Raw genomic sequence first — 10723 nt, forward strand, 5'->3', positions numbered from 1 at the left:
CGGGTCAGCTGACGGGTCAGGAGACCGGGGCCGGAACCCGGGCCGTGAACGGCAGCCCGTCCAGGGTCCAGTGCGGGTCGATCCGGCGGCCCAGCGAGGCGTAGACCTGCGCCGCCACGTCCACGTGCCGCAGCGGACGCGGCGGTGGCGGGCCGGCCGGGAGGCCCGGCGCGGAGCAGGCCACCCAGGCCGTGCGCTCCTCGGCGCTGCGCCCGCCGTGGCCGCCGGCCTGGACGTGGCCGTGGTCGGTGACCACGATCACGGTCCAGTCCTCCTCGGCCCGGCCCGCCCGGTCGGCCAGCGCCCCGAGCAGCCGCCCCAGCCGGGCGTCGGCGTTGATGATCGACCGGTGGTAGCGGTCCCCGCAGCCGTGCAGATGGGCGGTCTCGTCCACCGCCCCGAGGTAGACGAAGGAGGCCTCGGGGTCCTCGTCGGCCAGCACCCGCACCGCTTCGACGGTCACCCGCTCGTCGCAGTCCTCCCAGTCCTCGGCGGTCTCGGCGCGCGGGGCGATGTAGCTGAGCCTGCTGGGCGCGGCGAACAGCGGGCCGCCGCTCTGGGAGATCATCAGCGGCTCCCAGCCGCCGACGGCGAAGGTGCTGCGGCCGTCCTCCTTGGCCAGCCGGGTGGTGAAGTCGGGGAACACGGCGAGCCGGTTGCCGCCGAAGTGGTTGCCGTAGACGCCGTGCTTGGCGGCCGAGACGCCGGTGGCGATCGTCGCCCAGCAGGGCCCGGACATGGTCGGGGTGTCCTCGTCTATCTCGATCGGGGCGAGGAACCCGGCCCCGGCGACGGCGTCCAGGTGCGGGGTCCGCAGGGTGCGGAGCACGTCGAGGCGGACGCCGTCGATGCCGACGACAAGCACCCGGGGGCGGAGGGCGAGGGAAGGGGACACGCGCTGTTCCTCTGTTCTGTCTCTGGCTGGCTCAGTGGGTGATGATCTGGAGCAGGGGCGGGTTGGCGCCGTTCTCCCGGCTGTTGAGCAGGACGGCCAGGCCGACCGCGCCGAGTGGCTCCCAGACTGCCAGCGAGGCGGTGCCGTCCCCGCCCGCCGCGACGCTGGAGGCGGCGACCGCGGCGGTGACGTCGAGCCCCACCCAGTCGGCGGCGCTGGAGAGTTGGCCGGTTCCCTGGGCCGCTCCCAGGGCCGGGGCGGTGTTCCAGGTCACACCCGATTCGGTCCAGCTGTGGCCGGCGGTGGCGAAGGCCTGCAGTGTGCTCTGGGTGCCGCCGGAGTCGGCCACACAGCCGTTGACCCACAGCACCGCGCGGGCCACCGTTCCGCCGACCGCCGAGGTGTCGAACTTCAGCAGGGCCTGCCGGGCGTAGCCGCTGCCCGAGGTGTCGGTGTTCTTCACCGTCAGGGTGGTGGCGGCGCCGTAGTTGACGGTGTTGTAGGCGCTGCCGTCCCGGACGTAGCTGTCCGCGACCGGGGCGAGCAGGGTCGCGGTCGCCGGGACGACGGCCGTCCCGGAGCCGCTGAGCGTCGCGGTGCGGGAGGCGCCCTGCGCGCCGCCGGTCTCCGCCAGCACGGTGATCCCACCGGAGCTGGTCAGCACCGAGATGCCGGGCCCGGCCGTGGCCGCGGTGTAGCCGGAGCGGGCGACGGTGACCCGTACCGTGGCGGCGAGCCGGGAGGGGTCGGCCACACTGACCGTCAGCTTTCCGCCCTGCTCGCGGACCAGCACCGAGCAGGGCGCGCTGACCGTGATCGGTCCCGCGCTGCCCGCGGCGAAGAAGTTGGCGGCGGTGACGCCGGAGGCGCTGTCGCTGATCGCCTGCACCGTGGCGCTGTTGGCCAGCACGCCGACGGTGGGCGCGGCGGCCCGGGCGGCGGTGGCCGCGGGGGTGGCGCCGGGCAGCAGCAGATAGCTGTACGCCGCCGCGCTCGGGTCGGTGCCGTGGGCGAACCAGAGGGTCAGGTAGCGCCGGGTCTGGGCGGTGGTCGTACCACCGGAGTTGAGGTCGGACCAGGCGCCGGTACGGGCCTCGCGGAGGGCGTTGACGGTGGCCCCGCCGGGGAAGACATACCCGCCGAAGCCGCCGATGGCGATCGAGGTCGCCCCGGTGAACTGGGCGCTCCAGCCCAGCGTGGTCGGCTGCGCGGCGCCGTTGACGGTGAGGCTGTGGGTGCCGGCCGCCCCCAGGTTGCGGTTGTCGACCACCGTCTCCACCGGGACGCCGTCGGTGCAGCTGATGCCGGCGCCCAGGCACATCACCGAGTCGTCCAGGAAGAACCAGGACTTCTTGCCGCTGAGGGTGCTGGAGAGGCCGCGGACGTCCTGGCCCACCGCGGCGTAGCTGCCGTCGGTCGCTCCGCCGGCCCACACCGCCGCCGGGTGCGAGGCGCCCCAGGTGCCGCCGGCGCCGTCGGCCAGGGCCTTGCTGGAGACGGTGGTGCCGGGCAGCCGGTAGGGGTTGACGGTGGGCCAGAAGGCGTCGGAGTACTGGCCGTCGCCGTAGGTCGAGCCCCACCAGGACAGCAAGCCGGCGTTGGTGTGCCAGCCGCGGACGTTCTCGCCGTTGCCGGTCTCGTAGTAGGTGGTGCGCGCCGAGCACATGCTGACCGTCGCGGCCCAGGTTGCGCGGCGGTGCACCGCCCGGTCCATGCCGAACACCCGGCTGCCGTCCGGCTCGGCCGCGGCGGTGACCGAGGAGTCGCCCAACAGGCTCTGCGCGCGGGCGAGTTCGGGAACGCCCAGGGTCGCATCGGAGAGGAAGGGGCTGTAGTAGTCGCGCTGCATCCAGCCCTTGGCCATCGCCTTCCACTGGGCGCTCTGCGCGGCCCCGGCCACCCCGGAGTCGGCCAGCCGCAGGATGTCGGAGACCAGGGTGTGCCCGCGCCGGTGGTCGTCCTGCTGGATCTGCAGCGGGTCGGTCTTCATCAGCCCGCGGCTGATCGCCCGGCCGACCACGCCGTCCATCACCAGGCCGTTGTAGAGGAAGGGGGCGTAGGCGGTGGCGACCGAGTCGAAGAGGTTCTGCCGGGCCGGGTCGGTGACCGCCCAGGAGGATCCGGCCAGCAGTGCCAGCATCCGGCTCAGCCCGCTGATCATCACCTCGCCGTAGGAGCCGGTGTAGGGGACCACCGAGTGCTGGACGAAGGAGCCGTCGGGGTAGAGGCCGTCGCCGGTGAGCACGTAGGGGAAGACCGGGGAGAGCGCGGCCGAGGCGGTGGCCAGCTTGGCCGAGCTCTTGCCGAGGACCCCGCGCAGCGCGATCACCCGGCACAGGTCGACCCGGTTGGCCCCGGTGCTGGTCCCGGTGTAGGCGGCCACCGCGGAGTCGGGGACGTAGTGGTCGACGGCGGCGCAGTAGCCGGCGATCTGGGTCGGACCGAGCTGCCCGTAGACCAGGACGGCGGTGTCCAGCAGCGCCTCCGGGCTGCCGATCTGCCAGTCCCACCAGTTGTCGTAGGTCGCCGCGGTGGCGGTGTAGGCGTGGGCGCAGAGGTAGTCGAGTCCGGTGGTCACCGCGGTGGCGAGGTCGGCGTCGCCGGTGAGGCCGGTGCCGGGCTGGGCCCAGGCCAGCGCCATGGTCTTCAGCCGGTTGCAGCTGGTGCTGACGTTGGCGGAGACGCTGCCGAGCGGGAGGTCGCTCCAGAGCGAGGAGCTGGCCGCCGCCATGGAGCTCCGGTAGCCGGCGGCCTGGCTGCCGATGGTGGCCAGGGCCGCGGCGAAGGGGGCGGCGGTGGCGTCGAAGCCGGTTCCGGTGAGCAGCTGCAGCCAGCCGGTGCGCAGGCCGTCATAGGCGTCGGCGGCCCGGGCGGCGGTCGGCGCCGCCCACTGCGCGGTGCCGGCCAGCACCGCCCCGGCCGCGCCGACCTGCAGAAGACGTCGTCGGGAAAAGAGCGTCGCCATGTGGCCTCCTTGCCTCAAAGCTCGCATTCCCGGGGCTGCGGCCTCCGGGTGCAGCAGAGGGTAAGCGCTTTCCAGAAACTGGGTCAACGGTTCACGCACGGGAAATGACCATTGATACAGAAACTCCGAGCGACTGACCGTATGATCGATCCCTGCGTCGAGTCAACGCCGCCAGTGAGGGAGCCGTCGTGCGACAGTCCGTGGAAGAGCGCCAGGAGCGGATCCTGCTCCTGGTCAAGGAGCGCGGCAGTCTGCGGGTGGCCCAACTGGCGGACGAGTTGGGCATCTCCGCCGTCACCACCCGGCGCCATGTCGAGGCGCTGGCCGAACAGGGGCTGCTGCGCCGCGCCCACGGCTCGGTGGCCTGGCCGGACGCCCCGGCCGCCGACCCGGCCCCGCTGCCCGGGCAGCAGCGCGGCGCCGCCTCCTCGGCCGTGCTCGGCCTGGTGGTGCCGGCCGCGTACTACTACTACGCCGAGGTCATCCGCGGGGTGAAGGCCGCCGCCAACGCGGCGGGGGCCCGGCTGGTGCTGGGGATCTCCGACTACCGCCCGGAGGAGGACGCCGCGCAGATCGCCTCCATGCTGGACACCGGCGTGCACGGGCTGCTGCTCACCCCGAACTGGGCCGCCGACACCCCCACCGCCGAGGAGGAGGGCCGGATCCTCGGCCTCGGCGTCCCCACCGTGCTGCTGGAGCGCCGGGCCGCCTCCGGCTCCGCCGCCGCCGAGCTGGACCGGGTCTGCACCGACCATGTGCACGGCGCCTGCGCCGCGGTACGGCACCTGGCCGGGCTCGGCCGCCGCCGGATCGCCCTGCTGGCCCGGGAGAACACCCCGACCGCCGGTTATGTCGCCACCGGCTACCGGACCGGACTGGCCGCGCTCGGCCTCACCGCCCCCATGACGGCCGCCGAGACGGCCGCGGCCGCGGACTTCGAGGCCCGGCTGCGGCGGATCCCCGACCTGGTCGCGGACGGGCGGGTGGACGCCGCGCTGGTGCACACCGACACCGACGCCCTGGTGCTGCTGCAGCACCTCCAGGCGCGCGGGCTGCGGGTCCCCGAGGACATCGCCCTGGTCGCCTACGACGACGAGATGGCCGCGCTCGCGGACGTCCCGCTGACCGCGGTCGCCCCGCCCAAGCAGGCGCTGGGCGAGGCCGCGGTCGGCCTGCTGCTCTCCCGGCTGGCCGAGCAGCCGGGGACGGCTTCGCCCCGGCGCCATCTCGACCTGCTGCCGCAGTTGCATGTCCGGGCCTCCACCCGGGTCGCCGCGGAAGGCTGACTCCGGTCCTTCCGGGTCAGGCGGTCCGGTCCCACTCCTCCAGCAGCACCGGGTGCTGGAAGGGCTGCCCGGCCGCGTAGCGGGCCAGTTCGGCCACCGCCGAGTCCGCCATCCGGTGCAGCTCGCCGCCCACCGAGCCGGCCACATGCGGGGTCAGCAGCACGTTCGGCAGCGCGTAGAGCGGTGAGTCGGCGGGCAGCAGCTCCGGCTCGGTGACATCGAGCACCGCGTGCAGCCGGCCCGCGCTGAGCTCGTCCACCAGGGCCTCGGTGTCGATCAGCGAGCCCCGGGCGGTGTTGATCACGGTGGCCCCGTCCGGGAGCAGCGCCAACCGCCGCCGATCGATCATGCCGCGGGTCTCGTCCAGGGCCGGGGCGTGCAGGCTGAGCACGTCGGAGACCGCGCACAGTTCGTCCAGGCCGAGCCGGCGCACCCCCAGCGCCTCGGCCTCGGCCCGGCCCAGGTAGGGGTCGTGGACCACCAGGTCGAGGTCGTAGGGGCGGAGCAGCTCGATCACCCGGCGGCCGATCCTGGAGGCGCCGACCAGGCCCACCGTGCGGCGGTAGTTGCCGACGTCGGCGTAGCGGTGGTGCCAGTCGTCCAGGTGGCGCACCCGGCGGAAGTCAGAGCTGATCTGCAGCAGCCGCTTGTTGGACATCAGCACCGCGGCCACGGTGTACTCGGCGACCGGCAGGGCGTTGGCCCAGGCCGCCGAGGAGACCGCGATGCCGCGGAGCCGGCACTCCGGGGTGACGATGTACTTCACCGATCCGGCCGCGTGCACCACGGCCCGCAGCCGGGGCGCGGCGGCCAGGACGGCGCGGTCCACCGGGGGGCAGCCCCAGAAGCTGAGCAGCACCTCGGTCTCGGCGAGGGCCTGCCGGGCCCGGCGGGTGCCGAAGTCGTCGAAGACCCCGGGGACCAGGTCGGCGACCAGGGCCAGCCGGCCGGCCGCGGCCGTGCCGAGGATCCTGGGCAGCAGTTCGGGGCTCATCGCGAGCATGGTGCGCGGACGGTGCGGCGCTCGGCCGGCGGGTACGGACATGTCGGGCGGGGCTCCTTGGTGGCCGGCTGCGGCTACTTGATGCTTCCTGCGGTGAGCCCGGCCCGCCAGAAGCGCTGCAGGCTGAGGAAGAGCAGGACGACGGGGACGACGGCGACCACCGAGCCGCAGATGACCAGCGAGATCATCGAAGGGGCGTCCTGGGCCACCGAGTCGTTCCACATGTAGAGGCCCAGACTGACCGGGTAGAGCCGCTGGTTGGAGAGCATCACCAGGGCCAGGAAGAAGCCGTTCCAGATCGCCGAGAACTGGAACAGCATGATGGTGGTGAAGCCGGACTTCAGCATCGGCAGTCCGACCGACCGGAAGATCCGCAGCTCCGAGGCGCCGTCGACGCGGGCCGCCTCGATCACCTCGCCGGGGACGTACCCGGCGCTGAAGACCCGGGCCAGGTAGACCCCGAACGGGTTGACCACGGACGGGATCAGGATCGCCCAGACGGTATTGACCAGGTGCGCCTTGGAGGCGAGCAGGTACATCGGCAGCACGGTGGCGGCGCTGGGCACCAGTACCCCGAGCAGCACCACCCCGAACAGCTTCTCCTTGCCGGGGAACTCATAGGTGTGGAAGGCGTACCCGGCGGCGATGCTGACCAGGGCGCAGACCACCGAGCCCGCGCCGGCGTAGAACAGCGAGTTGCCGAACCAGCGGAGGTAGATCCCGCCGTCCTGGTGCAGCAGACCGGACAGGTTCGCGGACAGGCTGAAGTGCCGCAGGGTGAAGACCTGGCCGCTCATCACCCCGGTGGGGTCCTTGGCCGCCGCCACCAGCATCCACACCAGCGGGAAGAAGGTGTAGAGGGCGGCCAGCACCAGGGCGGCGTTCACCGCGGCCTTGGACATGGTCCTGCGGTTGCGGACCGGCCCCCGGTTCGGCGCGGTTGCGGCGGTCATGAGCTCCTCCACGGGTTGGAGATCCGGGTGACCAGGAAGGACAGGCCCGCGCACACCAGGGCCAGCAGGATGGATCCCGCGGCGGAGAGTCCGTAGTCGGAGTTGTTGAACGCCTGCGCGTAGTCGTACATGTTGGGGGTCCAGAAGGTGGTGATCACCCCGGGGGCGGCGCGGTTGAGCAGCAGCGGCTCCTGGAACAGCTGCAGCACGCCGATGCCGGTGAACAGGCCGACCAGGCCGACCGAGCTGCGGACCAGCGGCAGTTTGACGGACAGTGAGATCCGCAGTTCGGAGGCGCCGTCGATGACCGCGGCCTCCAGCAGCTCCCTGGGGATGGCCTGCAGCGCCGCGTAGAAGATGACGATGTTGTAGCCGAGCACCTCCCAGACCGCCACATTGGCGGTGGCCGGGATCGCGGTGAACGGGGTGTCCAGGTTGAAGCCGATGCCGCCCGACTGCAGCGCCGAGACCACCGGGCTGACCCCGGGGGTGTAGAGGTACAGCCAGATGATGGCGGCGATGATGCCGGGGACCACGTGCGGCAGGAACAGCGCCAGTTGCAGGAAGCGCTTGGCCCGGGCCAGCGCCGAGTCCAGCAGCAGCGACACCAGCAGCGAGCCGGCCAGCATCAGCGGCACATAGACCAGGGCGAACACCGCCACGTGCAGGAAGCCGGAGCGGAACACCGGGTCGGCCAGCGCCGTGCCGTAGTTGGACAGTCCGCTGAAGACCGTGGTGGCCGCGCCGAAGCCGAGCCCGGAGTGGTGCTCCTGGAACAGGCTGAGCCAGATCGCATAGCCGATCGGCAGCAGCGTGGCCAGGCCGAACAGCAGGAAGAAGGGGGCCATCAGCACCGCCGCGGCGCCCCTGCCGCGGCTCCGGCCGCGGGCCGCGGTCGCCGCCAGGGGCGCCCGCGGAGCGGCGGACGGCTTGGTGAGCAGAGCCATCGTCCCCGGCCTCAGCCGTTGCTGACGTTCAGGCCGGCGGCCTTGATCTGGGCGACCGTGGCGGCTTGGGCGGTCTGCAGCGCGCCGGCGATGGTGCCGCCCTTGCCGACCTTGCCGAAGGGGTCGGTGAAGGCGGTCCAGGTGGAGACCATCGACGGGCCCCAGGTCCAGCCCGGCTTGACCGTGGTGGCGGCCTGGGTGGCGAGGCCGTAGACGTCCTGGCCGCCGAAGAAGGGGGTGGTGAAGCTCTTCTTGGCGACCGGCACCATCTGCGGGTCGGCCGGCAGCGCGCTGGAGGCGCCGCCCTGGACCCGGGCCGCGACCGCGGTGGCGTCGGTCGACATCCAGGTGGCGAACTCGACCGCGGCGGCGGTGTTCTTGCTGTTCTTGGTCACCGCGTAGCTGGAGCCGCCGACGGTGCCGACGGCCGGGGTGCCGTCCCAGGTCGGCAGCGGGGCGACGGCCCACTTGCCGGACTGGTCGGCGAAGCCGGCCGAGAGGTAGGCCGCCTCGAACGGGCCGTTGATCATGCCGATCACGTTGCCCTTGGTGATGTCGGCGGTCAGCGCCGGGCTGCTGCTCAGGTCGGAGCCGACCAGCTTGGAGTCGATCAGCTGCTGCCAGTACGCGGCGACCTTCCGGGTGGCCGGGTCCTGGAAGTTCACGGTCCAGCTGTCGCCGGAGGTGCCGAACCAGGTGCCGCCGGCCTGCCAGGCCAGCGCGGCGAAGGTGGAGGCGTCGTCGGTCGGGAAGTTGACCAGCTTGGCCTGCGGGTCGGCCCGGTGCAGCGCGGTGGCGTCGGCCTGGAACTCGGCCCAGGTGGTGGGCACGGCCAGGTGGTACTTCTGGAACAGGTCCTTGCGGTAGTAGAACTCCTGCGGCTCGACGTCGTAGGGGATCGCCCAGGTCTTGCCGCCGAGGCTGGTCAGCTGGGTCGCGCCGGACGCGAACTTCGAGGTGACCGCGCTGGTGGCGTACTGGCTGATGTCCTGGACGTCGCCCTGGCTGACGAAGTTGGGCAGCTCGGCGTACTCGCAGTTGAACAGGTCCGGGCCGTTGCCCGCCTTGATCGCGGCGAAGATCTTGGCGTAGCCCGCCGCGCCGCCGGTGATCTGCGAGTAGGTGACGTGGACGTCCTTGTGGGTGGCGTTGAAGGTGGCGACCACCTGGTCGGAGTTCTTGGTCCAGGACCAGAAGGTGAGCTCGACCGGCTTCGCCGCGGCCTTCGCCGGGGCGGTCTTGCCACTCCCACTGGCACAGCCCGCGACGGTCGCCAGCGACAGCAGGACACAGGTGGCGGCGGCGAGCGTGCGGCCGGTGCGGGCGGGGCGGGTCGGGCTTTGCGTCATTGCGGGGCTCCCCTGCTGGTGGTGGACTCGGTTCCGGTTCTGCTGAAGCGCCATCATTGAGAGCGTTACGATCGAAGTCAAGAGAAAAGTTCCATTAAGCTTTCGATCGGTCACTCGATCGTTACATGGTCTCCGCTACTGCCAAACCGCCACAGGATGCACGTATCCGCAGCTCAGGAAGCAGTTCAAGGTGGCGGTACGGTACCTCGCGCTGCCGGCGGCCGATCCCCGGGGCCGGGATCCGCAGCCGCAGCAGCTCCAGGGCGGCCGTGCCGATGGTGCGCTTGGGCGGCGCCACGGCGGTGAGCGGGACGTCGGCCAGGGCCGCGATCTCGTCGTCGTAGGCGATCAGCGCCAGTTCCTCCGGCACCCGCACGCCCTGCGCCCGCAGCTTTCTGAGCAGCACGATCGCATCGGCGTCGGTGTGCACCAGGGCGGCGGTGACCTCGCCCCGGCCCACCGCGCCGGCCAGGCCGTCGCCGGTCACGGGGTCCGGCTCGTCCAGCCCCAGCGCCCGGAGCGCGGTGCGGTAGCCGGTGCCGATCGGGCCTGCCGTCGGCGTCCCCGGGCTGGCCAGCAGGGCGATCCGCCGGTGGCCGAGCCCGGCCAGGTGCCGCACCGCGGCCGCGGCCCCGTGGGCGTGGTCGGAGCAGACCCGGTCCAGGGCGGCCAGCGCGCTGCCGGGACCCGCGCCGCGCTCCACCAGCACCACCGGCAGTCCGAGGCCGAGCAGCCATGCCTCCTCGGCCGGTCCCGGCTGCCCCCCGGTCCAGTTCGGGGTCAGCAGCAGGCCCTGCACACCGGCCGCCACCAGGGCGCCGACCTGCTCGGCGTCACCGGCCGGGGAGTAGTCGGAGATCCCCAGCACCAGCCGGGCGCCGCAGGCTTCGGCGGCGGCCCTGGCCCCCCGGATCACCTCGGCGAAGTAGTAGCCGGCCGAGGGGACCACCATGCCGAGCAGTAGTCCGGCGCCGGAGGCCCGCCCCGGTCCGGCGGCGGGGAGCCGGGCCACCCGGCCGTGGCTGCGGTCCAGCAGCCCGGCTTCGGCCAGCGTCTCCACGTCCCGCCGCACGGTGACCGCGGAGACCCCCAGCTCCGCCGCGAGGTCGGCGATGCGCCAGTGCGGGCGCTCCCCCACCAGTCCGAGGATCCGGCCCCGGCGACCGTCGATGGATGAGTGCACTCGCATCTCCCTGTACTGATCGAGATACCGATTGAGCGATACTTTCGTTTCGTGATCATACGATCGATCGCTCTTGACGCAAGTGGGTCCGCCTTCCTAGATTCGACGCAGCGCCGTGAGCTGCGGTGAGCCGCTCGACCGA

The 10723-nt window shown here is 72.6% G+C and carries 8 protein-coding genes; 1 reads left to right on the forward strand and 7 read right to left on the reverse strand.

Going from position 1 to position 10723, the window contains the following annotated elements; genetic code table 11:
• Positions 1–16 precede the first annotated feature (16 nt).
• Positions 17–895 (reverse strand): alkaline phosphatase family protein, encoded by an 879-nt coding sequence (locus ACEZDG_RS02960; protein WP_380501877.1) that lies wholly within the window; start codon positions 893–895, stop codon positions 17–19.
• 31 nt (positions 896–926) lie between these two features.
• On the reverse strand, positions 927–3860 hold the full coding sequence (locus tag ACEZDG_RS02965) for a polysaccharide lyase family 8 super-sandwich domain-containing protein (RefSeq protein WP_380501879.1): 2934 nt from the start codon (positions 3858–3860) through the stop codon (positions 927–929).
• 188 nt (positions 3861–4048) lie between these two features.
• Between ACEZDG_RS02965 and ACEZDG_RS02970 the strand changes: the two genes are divergently transcribed.
• Entirely contained in the window at positions 4049–5146 is a 1098-nt protein-coding gene (locus ACEZDG_RS02970) for a substrate-binding domain-containing protein (RefSeq protein ID WP_380501881.1), read from the forward strand.
• 16 nt (positions 5147–5162) lie between these two features.
• Here ACEZDG_RS02970 and ACEZDG_RS02975 read toward each other — a convergent pair whose 3' ends face one another.
• The 5 genes from ACEZDG_RS02975 to ACEZDG_RS02995 form a co-directional block, all read right to left on the reverse strand.
• The gene (locus tag ACEZDG_RS02975) at positions 5163–6191 is read right to left on the reverse strand and encodes a hydroxyacid dehydrogenase (RefSeq protein ID WP_380501883.1); all 1029 of its coding nucleotides are present in this window, start codon (positions 6189–6191) and stop codon (positions 5163–5165) included.
• A gap of 32 nt (positions 6192–6223) precedes the next feature.
• The gene (locus ACEZDG_RS02980) at positions 6224–7102 is read right to left on the reverse strand and encodes a carbohydrate ABC transporter permease (RefSeq protein ID WP_380501885.1); all 879 of its coding nucleotides are present in this window, start codon (positions 7100–7102) and stop codon (positions 6224–6226) included.
• Entirely contained in the window at positions 7099–8049 is a 951-nt protein-coding gene (locus ACEZDG_RS02985) for a carbohydrate ABC transporter permease (RefSeq protein WP_380501888.1), read from the reverse strand. The genes ACEZDG_RS02980 and ACEZDG_RS02985 overlap by 4 nt, the downstream gene beginning before the upstream one ends.
• An 11-nt stretch (positions 8050–8060) precedes the next feature.
• Complete coding sequence (locus ACEZDG_RS02990; protein ID WP_380501890.1) at positions 8061–9398, reverse strand: ABC transporter substrate-binding protein; 1338 nt, start codon at positions 9396–9398, stop codon at positions 8061–8063.
• A 121-nt stretch (positions 9399–9519) separates the two neighbouring features.
• A complete protein-coding gene (locus ACEZDG_RS02995; RefSeq protein ID WP_380501893.1) occupies positions 9520–10587 on the reverse strand; it encodes a LacI family DNA-binding transcriptional regulator in 1068 nt (355 codons plus the stop codon).
• Positions 10588–10723 lie beyond the last annotated feature (136 nt).

The organism is Streptacidiphilus alkalitolerans (assembly GCF_042511045.1).
Classification (GTDB): Bacteria; Actinomycetota; Actinomycetes; order Streptomycetales; family Streptomycetaceae; genus Streptacidiphilus; species Streptacidiphilus alkalitolerans.